22 protein-coding genes are annotated in these 21,267 nt (G+C 57.7%); 3 read left to right on the top strand and 19 right to left on the bottom strand.

Annotated elements, in window-relative coordinates:
- Nucleotides 1-75: 75 nt before the first annotated feature.
- Nucleotides 76-2,223: a formate dehydrogenase subunit alpha gene (fdhF, locus tag HV314_RS23275; protein ID WP_181546815.1), complete on the bottom strand. Its 2,148-nt coding sequence runs from the start codon at nucleotides 2,221-2,223 to the stop codon at nucleotides 76-78.
- Between the two features lie 288 nt (nucleotides 2,224-2,511).
- Here fdhF and HV314_RS23270 point away from each other — a divergent pair, with 288 nt between their 5' ends.
- A complete protein-coding gene (locus HV314_RS23270) occupies nucleotides 2,512-3,243 on the top strand; it encodes a response regulator (protein ID WP_019077857.1) in 732 nt (243 codons plus the stop codon).
- A 14-nt stretch (nucleotides 3,244-3,257) separates the two neighbouring features.
- Here the strand turns inward: HV314_RS23270 and HV314_RS23265 are convergent, their stop codons facing one another.
- From HV314_RS23265 to HV314_RS23240, 6 genes are all read right to left on the bottom strand, one after another.
- Nucleotides 3,258-4,262: a carbohydrate kinase family protein gene (locus HV314_RS23265; RefSeq protein ID WP_155398647.1), complete on the bottom strand. Its 1,005-nt coding sequence runs from the start codon at nucleotides 4,260-4,262 to the stop codon at nucleotides 3,258-3,260.
- Complete coding sequence (locus HV314_RS23260; protein WP_181546813.1) at nucleotides 4,259-5,119, bottom strand: ketose 1,6-bisphosphate aldolase; 861 nt, start codon at nucleotides 5,117-5,119, stop codon at nucleotides 4,259-4,261. The genes HV314_RS23265 and HV314_RS23260 overlap by 4 nt, the downstream gene beginning before the upstream one ends.
- Before the next feature lie 14 nt (nucleotides 5,120-5,133).
- On the bottom strand, nucleotides 5,134-5,817 hold the full coding sequence (locus HV314_RS23255) for a D-lyxose/D-mannose isomerase (RefSeq protein WP_016155384.1): 684 nt from the start codon (nucleotides 5,815-5,817) through the stop codon (nucleotides 5,134-5,136).
- Between the two features lie 120 nt (nucleotides 5,818-5,937).
- Complete coding sequence (locus HV314_RS23250) at nucleotides 5,938-6,879, bottom strand: ABC transporter substrate-binding protein (protein WP_181546811.1); 942 nt, start codon at nucleotides 6,877-6,879, stop codon at nucleotides 5,938-5,940.
- A gap of 29 nt (nucleotides 6,880-6,908) precedes the next feature.
- The gene (locus HV314_RS23245; RefSeq protein WP_016155386.1) at nucleotides 6,909-7,904 is read right to left on the bottom strand and encodes an ABC transporter permease subunit; all 996 of its coding nucleotides are present in this window, start codon (nucleotides 7,902-7,904) and stop codon (nucleotides 6,909-6,911) included.
- The gene (locus tag HV314_RS23240; protein ID WP_016155468.1) at nucleotides 7,897-9,420 is read right to left on the bottom strand and encodes a sugar ABC transporter ATP-binding protein; all 1,524 of its coding nucleotides are present in this window, start codon (nucleotides 9,418-9,420) and stop codon (nucleotides 7,897-7,899) included. Before HV314_RS23240 ends, HV314_RS23245 begins: the two co-directional genes overlap by 8 nt.
- A 114-nt stretch (nucleotides 9,421-9,534) precedes the next feature.
- On the opposite strand from HV314_RS23240, the gene HV314_RS23235 reads away from it, so the two are divergent.
- Both HV314_RS23235 and yjdP read left to right on the top strand, forming a co-directional pair.
- A complete protein-coding gene (locus HV314_RS23235) occupies nucleotides 9,535-11,799 on the top strand; it encodes a hybrid sensor histidine kinase/response regulator (protein WP_049040675.1) in 2,265 nt (754 codons plus the stop codon).
- A 69-nt stretch (nucleotides 11,800-11,868) separates the two neighbouring features.
- Complete coding sequence (gene yjdP, locus HV314_RS23230) at nucleotides 11,869-12,198, top strand: DDRRRQL repeat protein YjdP (RefSeq protein ID WP_095715472.1); 330 nt, start codon at nucleotides 11,869-11,871, stop codon at nucleotides 12,196-12,198.
- A 69-nt stretch (nucleotides 12,199-12,267) separates the two neighbouring features.
- Here yjdP and phnP read toward each other — a convergent pair whose 3' ends face one another.
- The 12 genes from phnP to phnE all read right to left on the bottom strand — a co-directional run bounded on the left by phnP (nucleotide 12,268) and on the right by phnE (nucleotide 21,167).
- Nucleotides 12,268-13,026, bottom strand: coding sequence for a phosphonate metabolism protein PhnP (phnP, locus tag HV314_RS23225; RefSeq protein ID WP_016155390.1), 759 nt, complete (start codon nucleotides 13,024-13,026; stop codon nucleotides 12,268-12,270).
- Nucleotides 13,027-13,034: 8 nt separating this feature from the next.
- Complete coding sequence (phnO, locus tag HV314_RS23220; RefSeq protein ID WP_046274567.1) at nucleotides 13,035-13,469, bottom strand: aminoalkylphosphonate N-acetyltransferase; 435 nt, start codon at nucleotides 13,467-13,469, stop codon at nucleotides 13,035-13,037.
- On the bottom strand, nucleotides 13,456-14,010 hold the full coding sequence (gene phnN / locus HV314_RS23215) for a ribose 1,5-bisphosphokinase (protein WP_016155392.1): 555 nt from the start codon (nucleotides 14,008-14,010) through the stop codon (nucleotides 13,456-13,458). Before phnN ends, phnO begins: the two co-directional genes overlap by 14 nt.
- A gap of 2 nt (nucleotides 14,011-14,012) precedes the next feature.
- Entirely contained in the window at nucleotides 14,013-15,149 is a 1,137-nt protein-coding gene (gene phnM, locus HV314_RS23210) for an alpha-D-ribose 1-methylphosphonate 5-triphosphate diphosphatase (protein WP_016155393.1), read from the bottom strand.
- Entirely contained in the window at nucleotides 15,146-15,832 is a 687-nt protein-coding gene (phnL, locus tag HV314_RS23205) for a phosphonate C-P lyase system protein PhnL (protein WP_047499592.1), read from the bottom strand. The genes phnM and phnL overlap by 4 nt, the downstream gene beginning before the upstream one ends.
- A gap of 115 nt (nucleotides 15,833-15,947) precedes the next feature.
- Complete coding sequence (gene phnK / locus HV314_RS23200) at nucleotides 15,948-16,706, bottom strand: phosphonate C-P lyase system protein PhnK (RefSeq protein ID WP_003844769.1); 759 nt, start codon at nucleotides 16,704-16,706, stop codon at nucleotides 15,948-15,950.
- Nucleotides 16,703-17,494, bottom strand: coding sequence for an alpha-D-ribose 1-methylphosphonate 5-phosphate C-P-lyase PhnJ (gene phnJ / locus HV314_RS23195; protein WP_239006935.1), 792 nt, complete (start codon nucleotides 17,492-17,494; stop codon nucleotides 16,703-16,705). Before phnJ ends, phnK begins: the two co-directional genes overlap by 4 nt.
- Nucleotides 17,495-17,540: 46 nt before the next feature.
- Nucleotides 17,541-18,608: a carbon-phosphorus lyase complex subunit PhnI gene (locus HV314_RS23190; protein ID WP_137380695.1), complete on the bottom strand. Its 1,068-nt coding sequence runs from the start codon at nucleotides 18,606-18,608 to the stop codon at nucleotides 17,541-17,543.
- Nucleotides 18,608-19,192: a phosphonate C-P lyase system protein PhnH gene (phnH, locus tag HV314_RS23185; RefSeq protein ID WP_003031824.1), complete on the bottom strand. Its 585-nt coding sequence runs from the start codon at nucleotides 19,190-19,192 to the stop codon at nucleotides 18,608-18,610. The genes HV314_RS23190 and phnH overlap by 1 nt, the downstream gene beginning before the upstream one ends.
- Nucleotides 19,189-19,641 carry a phosphonate C-P lyase system protein PhnG gene (gene phnG / locus HV314_RS23180; RefSeq protein ID WP_181546807.1) on the bottom strand — a complete coding sequence of 151 codons (453 nt, stop codon included), beginning with the start codon at nucleotides 19,639-19,641 and terminating at the stop codon, nucleotides 19,189-19,191. The genes phnH and phnG overlap by 4 nt, the downstream gene beginning before the upstream one ends.
- Nucleotides 19,642-20,367 carry a phosphonate metabolism transcriptional regulator PhnF gene (gene phnF, locus HV314_RS23175; RefSeq protein ID WP_016155477.1) on the bottom strand — a complete coding sequence of 242 codons (726 nt, stop codon included), beginning with the start codon at nucleotides 20,365-20,367 and terminating at the stop codon, nucleotides 19,642-19,644. It abuts the gene before it with no gap.
- Between the two features lie 20 nt (nucleotides 20,368-20,387).
- Nucleotides 20,388-21,167 (bottom strand): phosphonate ABC transporter, permease protein PhnE, encoded by a 780-nt coding sequence (phnE, locus tag HV314_RS23170; protein ID WP_016155398.1) that lies wholly within the window; start codon nucleotides 21,165-21,167, stop codon nucleotides 20,388-20,390.
- Between the last annotated feature and the right edge of the window lie 100 nt (nucleotides 21,168-21,267).

Here is a 21,267-nt window from a genome sequence, read left to right as displayed (position 1 = left end):
ACAGTATAAAGAGATCGTATGGATAAAAAAACAGCCTCCGGGCGGAGGCTGTTGCAGAACAGTTACGTAAACGGACTAACCCATCGCGCTTTCGCGCAGGCTGGCTTTCAGCTTGGTGTACTCATCAATGACATACTGCTCGGCAGCGCGCTGATCGGCAATGCGTTCAACGTTAACGGCACAGTACTTGTACTCCGGCGTTTTGGTAATCGGGCTTAAGTTCTCGGTTACCAGCTCATTACATGCGCCAATCCACCACTGGTAGGTCATGTAAATCGCGCCTTTGTTTGGACGATCGCTGACTGCTGCACGGGTAATGACCCGGCCTTTACGCGAGTTAACCCACACCAGCTCTTCATCCTGGATGCCCAGGCGTTCTGCGTCGGCGGTGTTGATCTGGGCATAGCCCGGTTCATCCGCCAGCGCGGCCAGCGCCGCACAGTTACCGGTCATCGAACGGCAAGAGTAGTGGCCGACTTCACGCACCGTAGACAGCACCATCGGGTACTCCTCAGTGAGTTTGTCGATTGGCGCTACCCAGTCGCAGGTAAAGAACTGCGCCAGACCGTTCGGGGTATCGAACTTCTCTTTGAAGAGATAAGACGTACCCTGGTCGGCTTCTGAGGTGTCGCGGCAAGGCCACTGGATATAACCCAGTTCGCCCATTTTCTCGTAAGTGGCACCGTAGAAATCCGGGCACAGATGACGCAACTCATCCCAGATTTCCTGGGTGTTGTTGTAGTGCATCGGGTAGCCCATACGGGTGGCGATTTCACTGATAATCTGCCAGTCCGTTTTCAGATCCCACTTCGGCTCAACGGCTTTAAAGAAGCGCTGGAAGCCACGGTCAGCCGCGGAGAAGACGCCTTCATGCTCGCCCCATGACGTAGACGGTAAAATAACGTCTGCGGCAGCGGCAGTTTTGGTCATGAAGATATCCTGCACGATGACCAGTTCCAGATCCTCAAAGCCTTTGCGCACTGCGGAGAGTTCAGCATCAGTCTGTAATGGATCTTCACCCATAATGTACGCCGCGCGGACTTCGCCATGCGCCGCACGGTGCGGCAGTTCACTGATGCGATAGCCGGTATGTGCAGGCAGACTTTCCACGCCCCAGGCTTTAGCGAACTTCTCGCGGTTAGCCGGATCTTTCACATACTGATAGCCCGGATAAGTATCCGGTAGCGCGCCCATGTCGCATGCGCCCTGAACGTTGTTCTGGCCACGAACCGGGTTAACGCCCACGCTTGGCTTACTGAGGTTGCCGGTCAGCATTGCGAGGCTGGTCAGTGAACGCACGGTTTCCACACCCTGATAGAACTGGGTAACACCCATGCCCCACAGGATGGCCGCGCTTTTTGCCGTGGCGTACATACGAGCAGCCTGACGAATATCCTGTGCGCTAACGCCAGTGATATCTTCGACGGACTCCGGCGTGTAGCCTTCGACAATCTTGCTGTACTCTTCGAATCCTTCGGTACGGGAGGCGACGAACGCCTGATCGTACAGTTTTTCTTCGATGATGACATGACCCATAGCGTTGAGCAGCGCGATGTTCGAGCCGTTTTTCAACGCGATGTGCATATCGGCAATACGCGCGGTTTCAATTTTGCGCGGATCGCAGACGATAATTTTCGCCCCGTTACGTTTAGCGTTAATCACGTGATTCGCCACGATCGGGTGGGAATCCGCCGGGTTGTACCCGAAGATGAACACTAAATCTGTGTTATCAATTTCATTGATAGCATTACTCATTGCGCCGTTACCGACCGATTGGTGCAGACCTGCAACCGAAGGGCCGTGTCAGACGCGAGCGCAGCAGTCAACGTTATTGGTACCAATAACGGCGCGCGCGAATTTTTGCATTACATAGTTGGTTTCGTTACCCGTACCGCGAGATGAACCGGTCGTCTGAATAGCGTCCGGGCCATACTTCGCTTTGATGGCGCTCAGACGAGTGGCGACGTAATCAAGCGCTTCATCCCAGGAAACGGATTCCAGTTTGCCGCCACGCTGGCGACGGATCATTGGGGTTTTCAGACGAGGGGTCAGGATCTGGGTATCATTGATAAAATCCCAGCCATAGTAGCCCTTCAGACACAAGGTACCCTGGTTGGTTTTCCCCTGCGCCGCTTCAGCCCGGACGATTTTGCCGTTATCGACCACCAGGTTGATTTTGCAACCTGATGCGCAATATGGGCAAACCGTGACGACTTTTTTCATCGGTCTCGCTCCAGTTAATCAAATCACGCATACGCGCTTGTCGCTTGAGTTATGCATCTTTTATGCCATGTTTTTATCAGGGGCATTAGTCGATATTACGGGCGAATTTTGCGCAAAACCCTGACGAAAAACAGGCTGTCGTCATATTTGACGTGACGAATCTCCAATACGTGACGGCCCGGCAGTGTGACCGAGGTTATGTTTCCCACACATCCTTGTGCCTTATCGCTGTCACTCTGTGCAGAATCAATCACACTCATTTAAGTTGGCCAGAAATGGGGAAAAACAATGAAGCCAGCCATACTGGTTGTGGATGATGACATCGCTGTCTGCACGCTTTTACAGGATGTGCTGAGCGAACACGTCTTTGCAGTGACCGCATGTCACACCGGGCAGGAGGCGCTGCGCTGCATTGAGACTCAGCCGGAAATCGCTCTGGTATTGCTGGACATGATGTTGCCTGATATTAACGGTCTGATGGTGCTGCAGCAGGTGCAAAAGATGAGACCCGGATTACCGGTGGTGATGCTGACCGGGCTTGGCAGCGAGTCGGATGTGGTTGTCGGGTTGGAAATGGGCGCTGACGACTACATCGGTAAACCGTTCAATGCGCGGGTGCTGGTGGCGCGGGTAAAGGCGGTACTCAGACGCGTCGGCGTGTTAACGGCAGAAAGCGGCAGCCCGCAAACCACGGGGCTTTCTTTTAACGGTTGGCATCTCGATACCGCCGGTTGCCAGTTACATAATCCTCAGCAACTGAAGGTGGAGTTGACGCAGGGGGAATACAGCCTGCTGCTGGCGTTGGCCCAAAACGCCCGCCGGGTACTTAGCCGAGAACAGCTGCTGGAACTGACGCGCAGCGACAGCGTTGAGGTGTTTGACCGCACCATTGACGTGCTAATCATGCGGTTACGGCGAAAAATAGAGAACAACCCGCATCAGCCGATGCTGATCAAAACCCTGCGCGGGCTGGGCTATGTGTTTGCCGCCGATGTTCAGCATCATGATAAGGCGGCGTAAACGTCTTATCCGGCTTACAAGGACGCTATATCGGCTTTTAGCTCTGCCAACGTTTTCGCGCCGTCTATCGCGTTGGCGCACAGCAAACTGGCTCGTGCGCAGGCGTGTGCCAGCCTGACGCTGTCCGTCAGCGACCAGCGTTCATGACAGCCATACAAAAATCCGGCGCAAAACGCATCTCCCGCCCCGACGCTGCCAACGATCTCCTCCGGCGCCAGGTACTGTGACGGGATCCAGACGCCCGGCAGATCCGGCGCTTCACCCCAGGCGCCTTCCGGACAGTGGATAACCACCCGCTGGCGTACGCCGGCATTCAGCAGTTCGCGCGCAGCGGTGGCGATGTGCGCAATATGCAGCTCCCCGTTGGGCTGGCGGATCTCCAGCCCGCTGAATTCCCCGGCTTCCAGCTCGTTAATTACCAGATAGTCGAGATGGTGCAGGGCTGGCATCACCAGCGGCTGATAGCGCGGGTCGCCCTTGCGTGAAACCAGATCCAGTGATGTTTCAAAGCCGTTGTCGCGCATTTGCGCCAGCAGCCGTGCGCTACGCGTGCCGTACTCCTCATCCGGCATGTCCAGACTGTCGAGCAGCAGCAGATAGCCAAGATGGAAGATTTTCATCGAGGTATCCAGTTGCTCAAAAGCGGGCAGATCCAGCAGCCGGTTGGCGCCGGGCGAGTGGAAAAAGGTGCGCTGACCGCTGGGATCGGTCATCACCTGTGACATCGACGTGGGGGCGAAAGTCGTGCGCTGCACATGTTGGCGATTAACATGATACTGCTCCAGCATCGCCATGATGTAGTCGCCGTCGCTATCCTGACCGATTAACCCTACTGCCTGCAGCGGCAGTCCGGTGTGCATTTTCGCCAGTGTCAGCAGTACGTTCAGCGGCGCACCGCCCGTCGCGCGTTCGCTACGGATGATTTCCGCCAGCCAGCCGCGTTCCGGCCACTGCACAATTTGATGCACATGATCGACCAGCATGTTGCCTGCGGCGATAACGCCTCTGCGTTCCATCAGACCCGTCCCGCGCTGCCAAAAATACGCATCTGTTCTGAAACGGTATCGGTAATGGCCTCTTCAATGGCGAGCAGCAGTTCGGCGAATTCGTCGTACAGGGGCTGACGATTCGCTATTCTTGTCTCTACCGCTGACAGCGCCGCCTGCGACATGCCGGTATAGAAGTTGATTTTGTGAATGCCGAGTTCAATTGCGCGCTTGAAATCGTCGTTGCTGATGCCGGAACCGCCGTGCAGTACCAGTGGGATCGCCGCCTGCTGGCGAAGGGCGTCCAGACGCGGAAAGTCGAGCACCGGTTCGCCTTTATATTTGCCGTGTGCATTACCAATGGCGACCGCTAGCGCGTCAATCCCGGTTCTGTCGACGAAATCACGCGCCATCATCGGGTCGGTAAATAGCGACTCGTCGGCATGACCATACAACGCGCCGCCCTCATCGCCTCCCACCGCGCCCAGTTCGGCTTCCACCGATACGCCGACGGCGTGACACATCTTCACCACTTCGCGGGTTTGACGAATATTTTCTTCATACTCCAGCGTGGAGCCATCAAACATCACTGAACTGAAACCTAAGCGCAGTGCCCGAACCACCGACTCAAAGTGCAGGCCGTGGTCAAGGTTCAGCACTACCGGAATGTCATGCCGCGCGGCTTCGAACTTGACTGCTTCGACCAGAGAATCCAACGAGATATATTTAAAATGCACCTCGGCGATGTTGATGATAAACGGCGAACGTTCCTGCTTTGCTGCGGCAAACAGCGCGCGCAGGAAGTGTGAGTCCAGAACGTTAAACGCCCCTAAGGCATAGTGGTGCTCGCGGGCATGGGCAAGGCCATCGGCGAGAGATATCAACGGCATAATGCGCTCCTTGGTTAGCGGAACAGGCGATACTCATTACACAGCACCAGCTGCGCCGGTTCGTCTTCTTCAATGTCGTTATAGCGGGCGATCGGTTGCAGAAAGTGGTTATCGTGGTCGTCGTCATTAACAGAAGAAACCTCGCCGACCAGCACGTCGCCAAAACCTTCTTCCGCCCAGAAGCTGTGATACAGGCCCGGTGGCAGGCAGATGCTTTCACCCGGCGTCAGGCGCAGTTGACTGCCTGCCGCATGGGTTTGCCGACAGCCGTCAATCACCACGCTCACGTCGCTGTCCTCCGTTTGTTCTCGGATCCCCGCATTCCACAGTTCCACAATTAAATTACCGCCGCCGCGATTGATAATGTCTTCGCGTTTGCGCCAGTGAAAATGCATCGGTGTGACCTGCGCATCGCGAACATGCATGATTTTCTCGGCGTAGCATTTCTCGTAAGGCATTCCTTTCGGCGAGCCATTACGCAGGGTAAACAGCGTTAACCCTTGCGCGGCGAAATTGTTGCCGCCAAACGCGGTGACATCCCAACCGAGCTTAAGGTCGAAAACTTCGCTCCAGGCGGCGGGATCAAGCTTGCGCCATTGGGTCGGCGGGAAACTGGCGAAAGGGGGGAGATGCACGTCGTGCAGAGAGAAAAACTGGCGCGTGTGGCCCAGTATCTCGTTGATAGCGGAACGTTTCATCGGCAGAATCCTCCTTAATATCATGCCGGATGGCGCTGCGCTTATCCGGCCTACAAAATCATATCGATCTTGTAGGTCGGATAAGGCATTTTTGCCGCCATCCGGCGTTGTTGTGGCGGGTTATTTCACCGTCCAACCCTTATAGCTGCCGACGTTGTTTTTATCGATCATCGTCACCGGGATCAGTACGGGCTCTTTCGGGGCGGGTTTCCCCTGCAATATGTCATAGCCGATTTCGACCGCTTTGGCAGCCATCACCTGCGGATCTTGTGCAGGCGTCGCCACAAATAGTGAGTTTTTCCGCTTCAACGCTTCTTCAGCGTCTGGCGATCCGTCTACGCCGACAATAAAGAATTCGCTACGTTGTGCCTGTTTTGCTGCCAGATCGGCACCGATCGCCGTAGGATCGTTAATGGCGAATACGCCGTCGATCTTCGGATTCGCCGCCAGCAGCGCGGTCATGATCTCCAGTCCGCCTTCGCGACTGCCTTTGGCGTTTTGGTTATACGACAGCACCTTGATATCCGGGTGGCGTTTAAACTCGGTCTGGCAGCCTTCGACGCGGTTCTGGACGGCGGAAACCGGCGGCCCGTTGATAATGACGACGTTGCCTTTCCCTTTCAGACGGTCGGTAATGTATTTACAGGCCATTTCACCCGCCTGGGTGTTATCGGAGGTAATGGTCGCATCTGCGCCTTCCGCCGCTACGTCAACGGCAACCACCACAATCCCTGCGTCTTTCGCGCGTTTTACCGCTGGGCCGATGCCTTTGGAGTCGGCGGCGTTAAGAATAATCATGTCGACCTTGGCGGCAATAAAGTTGTCGATTTGCGACACCTGTTGTCCCAGATCGTAGCCGCTGGAAACCAGCGTCACTTTAACGCTATCACCCGCCAGTTTGCGTGCTTCCAGCTCCGCGCCTTTGGTGATCTGCACGAAGAACGGGTTGGCCAGATCGCCCACCGTAACGCCGATCGATTTCAGTTCTTTTGCCTGCACAAACGGAGCTGCAGCAAGCAGTGCGCCAGCACAGAGCGCGGTGACTAAGGGCTTCAATCTCATGCTGTATTCCTCGAAGTAAGATGTTGTTGTTATGCACTTTGATGGTGTCGGGTACGGTATTTGTCGATCAGTACCGCTATGATGATCACCGCCCCTTTGATCACCAGTTGCCAGAAATAGGAGACGCCCATCAGCGTCATGCCGTTATTGAGCGTGGCGATAATCAACGCTCCTACCAGCGTGCCGGTGATGGTGCCGATCCCCCCAACAAAGCTGGTACCGCCGAGGATCACCGCCGCGATGGCGTCCAGCTCGTAACCCATGCCTAAGTTGCCATTGGCGCTGTATAGCCGCGAGGCGCTCATCACCCCGCCAAGACCTGAGAGCACACCGCTCATGCCGTAGACGAACAGCAGCACCAGCCACACTTTGATACCGGTTAAACGAGCGGCCTGCATATTGCCGCCGACCGCATAAATATGAACGCCGAGTGTGGTGCGCCTAAGAATGAACCAGCACATCACCACCACCGCCAGCGCAATGACCACTAGCCACGGAACCGGGCCAAGATAGTTGTTACCGATCCACTCAAAGCTGATATTGGAATTGATCACCGTCGTGCCGTCGGCCAGCAGGTAGGCCGCGCCGCGCAGCGCCGTATACGTTCCAAGTGTGACGATAAACGGTGGCAGTCCGGCAAAAGCAACCAGCGCGCCGTTAAACAACCCCAGCACCAGACCGAGCATCAGCGCCGCCGGAATCGACAGCATGGCAAACTCAGGGATCAGCGAAACGACCATAGCCGCGACGGCGGTGGTGCCGAGAATCGAGCCAACCGAGAGGTCGATCCCACCGGTCAAAATAATGAAGGTCATGCCAGCCGCCAGCACGATGTTGATCGACGCCTGGCGGGTAATATTCAACAGGTTGCTTTCGGTAAAAAAGTTTGGCGCGATAAAGCCAAACACCGCCACTATCAGGATGAGAATCGGCAAGATGCCGACCGTTTGCATCAGATCGCTCATCAGCAATTTTTTCGCGGAGGCGGATTTCGCCACCTGCTGGGGAGTGGTTGGATTATTCATGGGACACCGCCTGATGATGGGAGTCGTTCACGCCGGTTGCCAGCGTCATAATATTTTCCTGGGTAATACTTTGCCCGTTCAGCTCACCGGCAATGCTGCCTTCCCGCATGACGTACACGCGATCGCTCATACCGACAACTTCCGGCAATTCGCTGGAGATCATCAGGATCGCCACGCCTTTGCGCGCCATGTCGTTCATGATCCGGTAGATCTCGCTTTTGGCGCCAACGTCCACGCCGCGAGTGGGTTCATCGAGGATCAAAATGCGTGGGCCGATCGCGACCCAGCGAGAAATCAGCAGCTTTTGCTGATTACCGCCGGACAGCCCGCCCGCGCGTACCTGGGCGTGCGGAACGCGGATGTTGAGCAATTGGATGGCGTCATCGGAAATAGCCTGCGCCTTTTTGCGATCGAGCATGCCCCAGTTGGCGTCACGTTCCAGCGTCGCCATGGTGATGTTCTCTGCTGCCGCCAGCTCTAAAAACAATCCCTGCTCTTTGCGGTTTTCCGTCAGAAAGCCAATGCCGTGGTCAATCGCCTCGCGAGGGGAGTGGATCACCACCGGTTCACCGTCTACTTCAATCATGCCGCCGATGGCTTTACGCACGCCAAAAATCAACTGAGCCAGTTCAGAACGCCCGGCGCCGACTAACCCGGCAAGGCCGACGATCTCCCCGGAGCGCACCAGTAAACTGCACGGCTGGACTTTATGGCCGTCGGTCAGGTGGTGGACGTTGAGGCGCGCTTTACCTAAGGGAATATCGCGCTCTTTGTTGAATAAATCGCTTAACGGTCGGCCCACCATCATGCGCACCAGCTCAGAGGCGTTGAGTTTGTCGCGGGTCAGGCTGCCTACATATTGCCCGTCGCGCAGGACGCTGACGCGGTCCGAGAGTTCATACACCTCCGCCATGCGGTGGCTAATGTAGATAATCGCCATCCCCTCATCGCGCAGGCGCATGATCAGTTCAAACAAGCGGTGGGTTTCACGTGAGGAGAGGGCGGCAGTGGGTTCATCCATCACCAGAATGCGGCTGTTACGGTGCAGGGCGCGGGCGATTTCCACCTGCTGCTGTTCGGCGATGGTCAACGTCATCACGCGATCGCTGGCCTTAAACTGGGCGCCGAGTCGGTCGATGACTTTCTGCGACTGCATCACCATCTCTTTACGCTGGACCAGACCGCCGCGCGACAGCTCGCTGCCAAGAAAGATATTTTCCGCCACCGTCAGGTTCGGCGCGAGCTGCATCTCCTGGTAAATCAGCGTGATGCCTGCGCTGAGCGCGTCTTTTGGCCCGCGAATGTGAAACGGCTGACCGTCGATCAGGATCTCACCGCTGGTGGCGGTATACGCGCCCGCGAGGATCTTCATCAGGGTGCTTTTCCCCGCGCCGTTCTCCCCCATCAAGGCATGAATCTCACCCGGCCAGACCGTTAAATCGACCCCTTTCAGCGCGTAAAATTTACCAAACGCTTTGGCAATGTTGCGCATCTCCAGAACCGGTGTCCTGCTCATAGCGGATCTCCTGTGGGGTGGCCGATATCAGCAGTCCATCACAGGAATGTAAATGCAAAATGTCAGAAGCCGTTCATATTTGTCATATTGCGATTTTTCTTCACGGAGCGTGATATGCCGCAACCAGGACGTCACTTTTTCGCCAGTGCGCGCGGACGATTGCTGTTCTTCAATCTGCTGGTGGTGACGGTCACGCTGATGGTAAGCGGTGTGGCGGTGCTGGGGTTTCAGCATGCCAGTCAAATCCAGGAACAGGTGCAGCAGCAAACCGTTGACGACATGACCGGCAGCATGAACCTGGCCCGGGATACGGCGAACGTGGCGACGGCGGCGGTGCGGCTGTCGCAGGTGGTCGGCGCGCTGGAATACAAAGGTGAAGCGGAGCGGCTGCAGGAGACGCAACGGGCGCTGAAGCATTCGCTGGAACAGCTGGCTACCGCGCCGTTGGCGCAGCAGGAGCCGGCGCTGGTCGAGCGTATTATCCAGCGCAGCCAGGAGCTACAAAGCAGCGTGGAAGGTATGCTGCAGCGCGGGCAACGGCGACATCTGGAACGTAACGCCCTGCTCAGTTCGCTGTATCAGAATCAAAGTTATTTACGCCATCTGCAAAAGCTGACCGGCGCGCAGGATGACGTGCTGCTGGGGCAGATAGACCGCTTAATTGTTGCCGCCATTGAAACACCCACGCCGCGTTCGGTGGTGAAACAACTGGACGGCGTGATGCCCGCGCTGCCTGTGCAAAATAGCAATCCGCTGATTACTAACATCCTCACCGACTTCAACCAGGAGTTGCATAAGCTGGAGCCACTCTCTTCCGCGCTTGAGCAGAGCGATTTGGCGATCAACTGGTATATGTTTCATATCAAAGCGCTGGTGGCGATCCTCAACAGCGATATCAACCGGTATGCTTCGCAGGTGGCGCTGATCTCCGAACAGCGGGTGGCGCAAAGTCATCAGGAACTGCAATCTGGCGCGTTGTTTATTTTGGTGTTTGCGCTGTTGGCGGTGGTGATCACCGGTTTTGCCGGCTGGTATATCTACCGTAACCTCGGTTCTAACCTGACGGCCATTTCGCGGGCGATGACCCGGCTGGCGCACGGTGAATCGGACGTTAGCGTCCCGGCCTTGCAGCGGCGCGATGAGCTGGGCGAGCTGGCCCGCGCCTTTAGCGTCTTCGCCCGTAATACGGCATCGCTGGAGCACACCACCCGACTGCTAAAAGAAAAAACCAGCCAGATGGAAATCGACCGCACCGAGCGCCAGGGGCTGGAGGAAGCGCTGTTGCACAGTCAGAAACTGAAGGCGGTAGGGCAACTGACGGGCGGATTAGCGCATGATTTCAATAACCTGCTGGCGGTCATTATTGGCAGCCTGGATCTGGTGAACCCAGACTCTCCCGACGCGCCACGGGTCAATCGGGCGCTAAAAGCCGCCGAGCGCGGGGCGCTCCTTACCCAGCGGCTGCTGGCCTTTTCGCGCAAACAGTCGTTGCATCCCCATGCGGTGGAGCTGAAAACGCTGCTGGAAAATTTGGGCGAACTGATGCGCCACTCTCTTCCGGCTACGTTGACGCTGGAGATTGAAGCCCAGTCTCCCGCCTGGCCCGCGTGGATTGATGTCAGCCAACTGGAGAACGCCATTATCAATCTGGTGATGAATGCCCGTGACGCCATGGACGGGCAGGCGGGCACGATTAAAATCCGTACCTGGAATCAGCGGGTCACGCGCAGCGATGGGCGTAAGCAGGATATGGTGATGCTGGAAGTTGCCGACCAGGGAAGCGGGATGTCGCAGGAGGTGAAAGCTCAGGTCTTCGAGCCGTTTTTCACCACCAAACAGACCGGCAGCGGCAGCGGGCTGGGGCTGTCTATGGTCTACGGTTTTGTGCGCCAGTCCGGTGGCCGCGTGGAGATTGAAAGCGCCCCTGGGCAGGGAACGACGGTCAGATTGCAGCTTCCTCGCGCGGTTGTGCCGGTGCAGACACCGGTGGAGCCAATCGCACAGCACACCCCGACTCGCGGTGAAAAACTGGTGCTGGTTCTCGAAGATGAAGCCGATGTGCGCCAGACGTTATGTGAGCAATTACACCTGCTGGGCTACCTGACGTTAGAGGCCGCCAACGGCGAACAGGCTATGCATATGCTGGCGGCTTCATCCGAGATTGATATTTTTATCAGCGACTTAATGCTGCCCGGTGGTTTAAGCGGTGTGGATGTGGTTAATCATGCGCTGGCACATTATCCACAACTGAACATCCTGCTGATTAGCGGCCAGGATTTACGTCCGGCGCATAACCCGGCGCTGCCAGATGTGGCGTTATTGCGTAAGCCCTTCACCCGGGGAGAACTGGCGCAGGCGCTGCGGCATTCGCGTAATTGAGATTCCTCCGCTACCCGCGCAAATACGCTTTGATTACCGTGGGGCGAGTTTCTTGATGAGGCTGGTTTTATGCAACGCTCCGCGACATTCTTACTTTTCACTCTGCTGATGATGACCACCGTATCGGCGCAGGCGGATATTATCGATGACGCCATCGGCAATATTCAGCAGGCAATTAACGACGCCTACAAACCGGACAGCGGGCGGGATTATGACGACTCTCGTGATGAAAGCTGGCAGCGACAGATGAGTGATGATCGTCGCAGGCAGTATGATAATCGCCGCCGCCAGTTTGAAGACCGCCGCCGCCAACTGGATGACCGCCAGCGCCAGCTCGATCAGGAACGGCGTCAGTTAGAAGACGAAGAGCGCAGAATGGAAGAAGATTACGAGCGTTAGCGCAATCTTTCGCTGGCAAGGTTATAGGGGGCAGAGACCTGTTAACAAGCCTTTAAGTGCGATGTAAACCTACCTCAGCACAATTTCCATTCCGTCATACCCGGCTTCGAGCCCTGTCGGTAGCGGATTCTCCATCATCCACAAATCAAACTGATGACTGATATGCGTCAGGATCACCCGTGGGCAGCGGATAACCTCGTTCAAGGCGATAACGGTATTTACATCGCTGTGATTGCGCGGCGGCTCGGCGCGTGGGGCGTGGCTGCAGTCGATGATAATCACCTGAGGCTGGTTATTGTGGAGAAACTTCAGCGTCTTGTCGGGAAGTCCGGCGGTATCGGAGAGCCACGCCACGCGGCTGTGCGCGGTCTCCAGCAGATAGCCAAACGTCAGCTTTGAGTGGTTGAGCGGGAGTGGCGTAACCTGCAACCCTTGCAGGTTAAACACCACGAATGGCGCGACGGTATGGCTAAAATCGAGGATGCCAGGGTGCTTAAACAGATCGTCGCATCCCTGTTCATCCGGCGGACCGTACACCGGGATAGTCGCCCCCACGCCCCAGCGCAGCGGAAACAGCCCCTGCACGTGATCCATATGGTAGTGGGTGAGCAGAAACTGCTGGAAGCTGCCTGCTGGCCAGTCGTCCATCAGATGCGGGATCCCCGCGTCCAGCAGCGTCACCGCATTGTTAAATTTGACCACCCCGCTACAAGGGCGTCGACGGTATTGCGCCTGTAAACGTGCTCGTTGGCAGGCCGCACAGTCACAGCCAAATGCTGGCACCAGTTGCGCGCCGCCGGTTCCCGTCAGCGTAATGGTCAGACTCATGGCTCCCCCTACAACGGTTTGGTGAAGCGAAAATGGCTCATGGTATAGCCTTCGCGCTGGTAAAAGCGGTGCGCATCAAGGCGTTGGGTACTGGTAGAAAGCTCGGTTATTTCTGCGCCCGCTTCGCGCGCGGTGGCTTCGGCCCAGGCCAGTAACTGACTACCCACTTTTAGTCCTCGTGCCTGTGGCATCACCACCAGTTCCTGGATCTCGCCAATCCAGTTGGCGTGGTGCAGATGAAACTGTAGGTGCAGACCGATCAAGCCGACGACCTGTCCGTCGAGCAGCGCCAGCTGGTAGTGCATATTGGGATCTTGCAGATTTGCGGCGTAGCCGGCGCTAAAGGCCTGCAGGTCGAATTGGCCCTGTTTCAACTCACAGATAAGCGCGTAAACCGCATCGGTATCGTATAGCGTGGCGCGGCGTAATTCACAGACAGACATGTTTCTTCTCCTTGCGTCCCATCAGTGTGAGCAGTGTATCGACAGACTGTAGCAAACTTCCATCATTGTTCAGGACGTGGCAGTCATACGGCGTGTAGCGCGCCGCGCGTTCAAGGCGGGCAGCGATTTCCGTTTCGCTCTCCCGCCCACGTGCCTGCAGGCGCTGGCGTAAAATGGCCGGGGAAACCTGTAAGCAAATGGGAAGTAAAGAAGCACCATAACGGGCCTGCGCCTGGGGCAGATGCGCGCGCGAGCCGTTGACCACCACATCAAAACCGGCGTGCAGCCAGAGGTCAATCTCTACGCCGACGCCGTAATAGAAGCCGTTGGCATGCCAGCTCAGCGCCAGCAGGTTCTGCCCGGCGCGGGTAAAAAACTCTGGTTCGCTGAGGGCAATATGGTTTTCATTCCCGGCGTTGGCGGCGCGGGTGATGTAACGGTGCGCCACCAGCAGTTGCGCAGGTTCCTGCTGGCGAAGTTCTGCCAGTAGACTGTCCTTACCGGAGCCGGACGGCCCCATCAGCCAGATCAGTTTCCCCATAGTCAGAATACCCTTTTGCCCTGACGCCAGACGTGGTCGATATGGATGTGATCGCCTTTGCGATGCGCCAGCACCAGATCCGCGCGTTTACCTTCGGCTACAACGCCACGATCGTCGAGATTTAATGCCCGCGCCGGATTGCGGGTCACCAGACGAATGGCCTGCGGCAGCGTAAAGCGGTTGGCGTCATCGTCCGCCACGCGAAATGCCGCATCGAGCAGGCTGGCGGGGTAGTAGTCGGAGGAGAGAATATCCAGCAGCCCCAGCTCAGCCAGCTTATGCGCCGCAACGTTGCCGGAGTGAGAACCGCCGCGCACGATGTTGGGCGCGCCCATCAGTACGTTCATACCATGCTGGCGCGAGGCCTCTGCGGCGGCAAAAGTAGTAGGAAATTCGGCGATCACGCTGCCAAGTTGATGCGATTCCAGCACATGATCGCAGGTGGCATCGTCATGGCTCGCCAGCGCTATCTGGCGCTCACGACACATCTGAGCAATCGCCGTGCGGTTGGGTTGCGACCAACGTGCAGCCAGAGCTAACTGTTCTTCTTCGTAGCGGGCCATTTGCTCGTCGGTAAGTGAATACTTGCCCTGATAGTACTCGCGGTACTTCTCGCGATTGGCAAACTGACGCTGGCCGGGGGAGTGGTCCATCAGCGATACCAGCGTCACCGGCTCACGACTGACCAGTTTTTCAAACAGCGGTAGGGTGGTGTGATGCGGCAGCTCGCAGCGCAAATGCAGGCGGTGCTCGGCGCGATTGACCCCGCGCTTTTGCGTCTCTTCCACCGCGTTGATCATCTTCTCCAGATTTTCCAGACGGTCGCCACCGTCGCGCACATCGCCAATCGCCACCGCGTCCAGCACGGTGGTAATGCCGCTGGCGACCATCAGCGCGTCGTGGCTGCTCATCGCCGAGTGGGCGGGCCAGTCTACCTTCGGGCGCGGGGTGAAAAACTTGTCGAGATTGTCGGTATGCAGCTCGATAAGCCCTGGCAGCAGCCAGCCGCCTTCTCCGTCCATCGCTTGGGCCAGTTGGCTCTGACTTTCGGCAAAGGCGCGGATCGTTCCGCCCTCAATTTCCAGCGATCCTTGCACCACTTCATCTTCCAGCACCAGCTTTACATTATTGATAATCATGCTGTTGTTCCCATCAGGTGCAGGCGATCCGCGACGCGGTCGCGCACGGTTTGATCGTGAAAAATGCCGACAATTGCCGCGCCGCGGGCTTTCGCTTCTTCAATCAATGCGACGACGGCGGCGCTGTTTTTGGCGTCCAGCGAGGCGGTGGGCTCATCGAGGAGTAGAATCGGGTAATCGACGATAAACCCTCGGGCGATATTGACGCGCTGCTGTTCGCCCCCGGAAAACGTCGACGGCGCCAGATGCCACAGCCGCTCCGGCACGTTCAGGCGGGTAAGCAGGTTAGCCGCTTTGGCTGCGCACTCCTCGCGTGACACGCCGAGATCCAGCAGCGGCTGCATCACCACATCCAGCGCAGAAATCCTTGGGATCACGCGCAAGAACTGGCTGACCCAGCCGATGGTTGAACGGCGAACTTCCAGCACTTTACGCGCCGGAGCCTGCACCAGATCGACCCATTCGCCGCTGTGGCGGATGTGGATGTGTCCTTCATCCGGCAGGTAGTTGGCGTACAGCGAACGCAGCAACGTGGATTTGCCGCTGCCAGAGTGACCGTGCAGCACCACGCATTCGCCGTTTTTAACTTCCAGCGTGGCGTCTTGCAGCACCGGCAGACGCACGCCGTTTTGCTGATGCAGTACAAAGGTTTTACTGACGTTTTCAACGCGGATCGCGTTCATTTTTAGCCTCTTTAAGCATTTTTGCGTTCGATTGCCTGATGGCGCTTCGCTTATCAGGCCTACAACCGATGCCGATCCGTAGGCCGGTCGCGAAGCGCCACCCGGCAAGACAAAATCAGTTTTGCAAAACAGACGACACCAGCAACTGGGTATACGGATGATGCGGGTCGTCGAGTACGCGGTCGGTTAACCCACTTTCCACCACCTGACCCTGCTTCATCACCAGCAAACGGTCGGCCAGCAGGCGCGCTACGCCCAGATCGTGGGTGACAATAACCACTGCCAGATCCAGTTCCACCACCAGGCCGCGCAGCAGGTCCAGCAGTTTGGCCTGTACGGAAACGTCCAGACCGCCGGTGGGCTCGTCCATAAACACCAGTTTGGGATGGGTGACGAGGTTGCGGGCGATCTGCAGTCGCTGCTGCATGCCGCCGGAAAAGGTGGTTGGCAGGTCGTCGATACGCGAGGCCGGGATCTCCACTTCTTCCAGCCAACGCTGCGCGGTGGCACGGATGTCGCCGTAGTGGCGCGCCCCGGTGGCCATCAGGCGTTCGCCGATATTGCCGCCAGCGGAGACCTGACGGCGCAGGCCATCCAGCGGATGCTGATGCACCACGCCCCATTCGGTGCGCAGCAGACGGCGACGGTCGGCCTCGTTCATGCCGTACAGCGAACGGTTCTGATACAAAATCTCACCGCTCTGCGGCGTCAGCCGTGAAGAGATCGATTTCAGCAGCGTGGTTTTGCCGGAACCGGACTCGCCGACGATACCCAGCACTTCGCCAGGCCACAGGTCAAAAGAGACATCGCTGAAGCCCTTGCCCGGCGCGTAGAGATGGGTCAGGTTGTTGACTGAAAGCAGCGGTTGCGTCATTTGCTGAGGGCCTCACTCTGTTGGCGGCAGTAGTCGGTGTCGGAGCAGACAAACATGCGTTTGCCGGTGTCATCGAGCACCACTTCATCGAGATAGCTGTGGATTGAGCCACAGATGGCGCAAGGCTCATCCCAGCTCTGCACGGTAAACGGGTGATCGTCGAAATCGAGGCTTTCCACGCGGGTGTAAGGTGGAACGGCATAGATGCGTTTTTCGCGGCCTGCGCCAAACAGTTGCAGGGCCGGCATCATGTCCATCTTCGGATTGTCGAATTTTGGAATTGGCGACGGGTCCATGACGTAGCGGTCGTTAACCTTCACCGGATAGGCGTAAGTGGTGGTGATATGGCCGAAGCGGGCGATATCTTCATACAGTTTCACCTGCATGATGCCGTACTCTTCCAGCGCGTGCATGGTGCGGGTTTCCGTTTCGCGCGGCTCGATAAAGCGCAACGGCTCGGGGATCGGGACCTGGAAGATAATGATCTGGTCTTCCACCAGCGGCGTTTCCGGGATGCGGTGGCGGGTCTGGATCAGCGTCGCGTCTTCCGTGCGCTCGGTGGTGTTCACCCCAGTCACGCGTTTAAAGAAGTTGCGAATCGACACGGCGTTAGTGGTGTCATCCGCGCCCTGGTCAATTACCTTCAGCACGTCCGGCTCGCCAATCACGCTGGCGGTGAGCTGAATACCGCCGGTTCCCCAACCGTAGGGCATCGGCATTTCACGTCCGCCAAACGGCACCTGGTAACCGGGGATCGCCACCGCTTTCAGAATCGCGCGGCGAATCATGCGTTTGGTCTGCTCATCAAGATACGCAAAGTTGTAGCCGGAGAGGTTAGTGGTCACGGGTAGCCTCCTGTTGCAGGCGTTTGAGCAGTTCCAGCTCGGCCTGGAAATCGACGTAATGGGGAAGTTTGAGGTGCGAAACAAAACCCGCCGCCTCGACGTTATCTGCATGCGCCAGCACGAACTCTTCGTCCTGCGCCGGTCCCGTGACCGATTCATCGTATTCGGCTGCCTGTAGGGCGCGGTCCACCAGCGCCATCGCCATCGCTTTACGCTCGCTCATGCCGAACACCAGTCCGTAGCCGCGGGTAAAATGGGGGGATTCGTTTTCTGGCGCGACAAAACCGTTGACCATTTCACATTCGGTCATCAGCAATTCACCGACGTTCACCGCAAATCCCAGCTCTTCCGGTACGGTTTCCAGTGCCACATAGCCGCTGCGGATTTCGGCGGCAAACGGGTGATTGCGCCCGTAGCCGCGTTGGGTGGAGTAGGCCAGCGCCAGCAGATATCCCTCATCGCCGCGCATCAGTTGTTGCAGGCGTGAAGCGCGTGAGCAGGGGTAGACCGGTGGCGTGCGGGTGATGTCGTCGGGCGTGGCGCCATCATCCTCTTCACGCTTTGCCAGTCCCTGGTTGGCCAGCAGGGAAAAGACGTGCGGAGAGGCGTCCTGCGCGTCGTCTGCGCTGCGCAGGGGGGGCGTTTCGCCATTGGCCAGCAGGGTAAAATCCAGCAGGCGATGGGTGTAGTCATAAGTGGGACCTAACAACTGCCCGCCGGGAATATCCTTGTAGACCGCAGAGATTCGGCGCTCAAGGCGCATTTCTGCACTGTTAACCGGTTCGCTGACCGCCACCTTTGCCAGCGTAGTGCGGTAGGCGCGGAGCAAAAAGATGGCTTCGACGTTATCGCCGCTGGCCTGCTTCAGCGCCAGCGCGGCCAGTTCGCGGTCGGCGATGCCGCCTTCGGTCATCACCCGGTCGACGGCCAGGTTCATCTGTTGTTCGATTTGTGCCACGCTCAGTTCAGCAATGGTCTCTTCGCCCCGGCGTCGGTTTTCCTGCAGGGCGTGGGCGTTGGCTATCGCCTTTTCGCCCCCTTTGACGGCGACGTACATCAGCACACCTCCACATGGGTAGTTCGCGGAATAGCCAGCAGGCGTTCGCCGCAGGTGAGGATCAGGTCGACCCCCAGCGGGAACGGATGCGGGCGTTCGGTGAGTTCGTGAATCAGGCATTCCGGTAGCTGTGGCGCGATCATGCGCTCTTCAGCGATACCGGCGCCGGTCAGACGCAGCATGCGTCCACCGCTTAAGCCAGAGACCTGCACAATCAGCGTGGCGCTGGTTTCTGGCGCGACGGCGGAACCGGCGGAGAGGGCGTTAAGCTGTTCGCTGCTGATGCGTTCGTCGGCGACGGCAAAGGCCGCCAACTGCGGCTGATCCACCAGCGGCGCGTTGGTGTGAAAACGCAGATTCTGCCGGGCGATATCGTTATCCATCGACGGCGCAAGCCAGACCGGCGTGTCGCCATCGACCAGGGTCAGTAGCACGCTGGTGGTTGCCAGGCCCAGTGGCTGCCAGCCGTGTTTCAGTTGATGCAGGGCGACGATCACGCCCGGCTCACTCATGGCCTTCAGCAGGCGACGAAAGCTCTGCTGAGCATCCTGAACGGGTAAATTAAAAGCGGTTTGTAAGGTCATGCGTTATCTCCGCGTACCAGCGTGAAGAAGTCGACCCGGCTGGCGTTGACTTCGGCACGGCGCGCGCTAATCAGCGCATCGCGTTCCGCTTCCAGCGGGGCAATTAAGGTTTCCATTAGGCTCTGGAAATGCGTTTGTTCCTGCAGCAGCGCGTCAATGACCGCGCACTGCTCGGCGTGTTGTTTGTTGCGTCCCAGCAGGTAGCTGTAGCCCAGTGTGCCGCTCTTCAGGCGTACCACTGCGCGGGTAAGCGTGGTATCACCAGCAAAGAAGCGGTTGCCGGTGCCGCCCATGCGAGTCTGGAGCTGCATCAGTCCGCATTCCGGTGCGCGGATAAGTTCATAGTCTGGCGTCAGTTTGAGCGCGTGGATGCGGGCGTTCAGGGCATCGGCATTGCTGTAAGCCAGCGCGCGCATCCAGCGCTGGCGGGTAGCGGTATCGAAATGCATTCAGTGCTCCATAGTGAATTCGATCATGTCGGCGCGGGTCAGGCTGACGGAGTATTCCGCCGCGTGTTCTTCGCCTTCACGGTGGTTCAGGGTGCGCACGCACAGCAGCGGCGCCATATTGGGGATTTCCAGCACTTTGCTCTCTTTAGCCTGTGCGCGGCGGGCGCTGATGCGCGTTTGTGTGCGCAGGAGCGTCAGACCGGACTGTTCGCGCAGGTAGTCGTGCAGTGAGCCGTTGTTAAAGCCCTGCAGCAGCGGCCATAGCGTGAGGTCGGAAAAATAGTGGTCGATCTGGCACAGTGCGATACCGTTTACCCGACGCAGGGTGCGCAGATGAATCACGTTATCGCCCTCGTTAATGCTGAGCGCATCGGCAATGTGGCTGGAGGCTGGGCGCAGCACCGCCAGCAGTTTTTCGCTGGTGGGATGGCTGCCCTGGTCCAGCAGGTTCTGGCTAAAGCGCGCCTGGGCATTAAGCGGGTAATCGAATGGGCGCATCAGCACCAGTACACCAACGCCCTGGCGACGCTGGACCCAACCACGCTCAACCAACTGGTCAATAGCGCGGCGCAGGGTGTGGCGGTTTACCTCGTAGCGCGCGGCAAGCTGATGCTCGGCGGGCAGATAGTCACCGCAGCGATAATGATGACGAAGCTCCTGCTCAAGTCTCGCGGCAATTTCCTGATAACGCGTTGGATAACTGGTCGGATGTGTAGACAAGTGCATAGCAATCAATGCCTCGCTAATCAGATAAAGTGCTTACGCAAACGCTGGGAAAGGAAATCCAGCAGGCTGACGGTGACGATGATTAACACCATCAGGGCGCAGGTTTGCTGGAACTGAAAGCCGCGAATCGCCTCCCATAAGGTCACGCCAATACCGCCCGCACCCACCATTCCGACCACCGTGGCCGAGCGAACGTTGGATTCAAAGCGATACAGCGAGTAGGAGATAAGCAGCGGCATGACCTGTGGCAGAACGCCGTACAGAATCTCTTCAATTTTGTTGGCCCCGGTGGCGCGAATGCCTTCTACCGGACCTGGCTCAATGGCTTCTACCGCTTCCGAAAGCAGCTTGGAGAGCACCCCGGTGGTGTGGATAAACAGCGCCATTACCCCGGCGAACGGACCTAAACCCACGGCGACCACGAACAGCATGGCGAAGACCATTTCATTGATGGCGCGGCAGGCGTCCATCAGGCGACGCATCGGCTGGTAAATCCACCACGGTACGAGGTTATCGGCGCACATCAGGCCAAAGGGAATCGACAGCACAACGGCGAGGGCGGTACCCCAGACGGCAATTTGCAGGGTGACGGCCATTTCACCGAGATAGTCCTGCCACTGACTGAAGTCTGGCGGAAAGAAGTCGGCGGCGAAGGTCGCCATATTGCCGGAATCCTGGATCAGCGTGAGCGGAGCCATTTCGGCACCTTTCCACGAGACCACCAGCACGGCGAGAAGAATGGCCCAGCTCAGCAGTGAGAACCAGCTACGTTTGGGCGGGGCGACGGTGATGGTTTGCATGTTTAGCTCCGTGCGTAGGTTTATCGCCGGATGGCAGCTCTTGCGCCTTATCCGGCCTACAGAACATCGTCTGCCCGGTAAGCGAAACGCCACCGGGCAT

This window comes from Citrobacter sp. RHBSTW-00887, assembly GCF_013728095.1.
GTDB classification, from domain to species: Bacteria; Pseudomonadota; Gammaproteobacteria; order Enterobacterales; family Enterobacteriaceae; genus Citrobacter; species Citrobacter braakii.
Note: the sequence above shows the minus strand (reverse complement) of the source record. Positions and strands in the feature narration are given on the sequence as shown.

Coding starts and splice junctions, on each gene's coding strand:
- HV314_RS23270 (WP_019077857.1), top strand. CDS start 2,512: ATGAAGCCAGCCATACTGGTTGTGGATGATGACATCGCTGTCTGCACG.
- HV314_RS23260 (WP_181546813.1), bottom strand. CDS start 5,119: ATGCCGTTGATATCTCTCGCCGATGGCCTTGCCCATGCCCGCGAGCAC.
- HV314_RS23255 (WP_016155384.1), bottom strand. CDS start 5,817: ATGAAACGTTCCGCTATCAACGAGATACTGGGCCACACGCGCCAGTTT.
- HV314_RS23250 (WP_181546811.1), bottom strand. CDS start 6,879: ATGAGATTGAAGCCCTTAGTCACCGCGCTCTGTGCTGGCGCACTGCTT.
- HV314_RS23245 (WP_016155386.1), bottom strand. CDS start 7,904: ATGAATAATCCAACCACTCCCCAGCAGGTGGCGAAATCCGCCTCCGCG.
- HV314_RS23240 (WP_016155468.1), bottom strand. CDS start 9,420: ATGAGCAGGACACCGGTTCTGGAGATGCGCAACATTGCCAAAGCGTTT.
- HV314_RS23235 (WP_049040675.1), top strand. CDS start 9,535: ATGCCGCAACCAGGACGTCACTTTTTCGCCAGTGCGCGCGGACGATTG.
- yjdP (WP_095715472.1), top strand. CDS start 11,869: ATGCAACGCTCCGCGACATTCTTACTTTTCACTCTGCTGATGATGACC.
- phnP (WP_016155390.1), bottom strand. CDS start 13,026: ATGAGTCTGACCATTACGCTGACGGGAACCGGCGGCGCGCAACTGGTG.
- phnO (WP_046274567.1), bottom strand. CDS start 13,469: ATGTCTGTCTGTGAATTACGCCGCGCCACGCTATACGATACCGATGCG.
- phnN (WP_016155392.1), bottom strand. CDS start 14,010: ATGGGGAAACTGATCTGGCTGATGGGGCCGTCCGGCTCCGGTAAGGAC.
- phnM (WP_016155393.1), bottom strand. CDS start 15,149: ATGATTATCAATAATGTAAAGCTGGTGCTGGAAGATGAAGTGGTGCAA.
- phnL (WP_047499592.1), bottom strand. CDS start 15,832: ATGAACGCGATCCGCGTTGAAAACGTCAGTAAAACCTTTGTACTGCAT.
- phnK (WP_003844769.1), bottom strand. CDS start 16,706: ATGACGCAACCGCTGCTTTCAGTCAACAACCTGACCCATCTCTACGCG.
- phnJ (WP_239006935.1), bottom strand. CDS start 17,494: ATGATTCGCCGCGCGATTCTGAAAGCGGTGGCGATCCCCGGTTACCAG.
- HV314_RS23190 (WP_137380695.1), bottom strand. CDS start 18,608: ATGTACGTCGCCGTCAAAGGGGGCGAAAAGGCGATAGCCAACGCCCAC.
- phnH (WP_003031824.1), bottom strand. CDS start 19,192: ATGACCTTACAAACCGCTTTTAATTTACCCGTTCAGGATGCTCAGCAG.
- phnG (WP_181546807.1), bottom strand. CDS start 19,641: ATGCATTTCGATACCGCTACCCGCCAGCGCTGGATGCGCGCGCTGGCT.
- phnF (WP_016155477.1), bottom strand. CDS start 20,367: ATGCACTTGTCTACACATCCGACCAGTTATCCAACGCGTTATCAGGAA.
- phnE (WP_016155398.1), bottom strand. CDS start 21,167: ATGCAAACCATCACCGTCGCCCCGCCCAAACGTAGCTGGTTCTCACTG.